Here is a 457-nt window from a genome sequence, read left to right as displayed (position 1 = left end):
GCAGAATATAGTGGCGGGCGAAGAAGGGGCTGAAACGGTGGCGGGCGAGGAAGCTCTCCAGCGTCGCGCCTGGATCCAGCGCCTCGGTCAGCGCCAGTTTCGCCAGGCGGTTGAAGCGGACGATCTCGCTCAGCAGTCCCCAGAAGGCCGGCTTCAGCAGATTGCGCCGCTGGGCGAAGAGCGAGGTCAGGCTGTGGCCGTTGTACTCCAGGCCGCTGGCCGGGTTGTGGACCGAGAAGCTCATCTGCGTTTTTTGCCCGCCGATCCCCAGCTCGCTGAGCAGGCCCATAAAGCGCGGATAGGTGCGATCGTTGTAGACGATAAATCCGGTATCGATGGCCCAGGTGCCCTGCGGCGTGGCGACATCCACGGTGGCGGTGTGGCCGCCCGGCGTGGCGCCCGCTTCGAACAGCGTTACCTGATGGTGTCCGGCCAGTCGCCAGGCGCAGGTCAGCCC

The 457-nt window shown here is 65.9% G+C and carries 1 protein-coding gene; it reads right to left on the bottom strand.

The window, feature by feature from the left end:
- Nucleotides 1–457 (bottom strand): FAD-dependent oxidoreductase (locus tag M3629_RS28080; protein ID WP_251512184.1); only part of this gene is annotated, 457 nt, incomplete at both ends.

This window comes from Paenibacillus polysaccharolyticus (assembly GCF_023714295.1).
GTDB classification, from domain to species: Bacteria; Bacillota; Bacilli; order Paenibacillales; family Paenibacillaceae; genus Paenibacillus; species Paenibacillus polysaccharolyticus_A.
The sequence above is the reverse complement of the archived record's forward strand: the minus strand, read 5'-3'. Positions and strand labels throughout refer to the sequence as shown.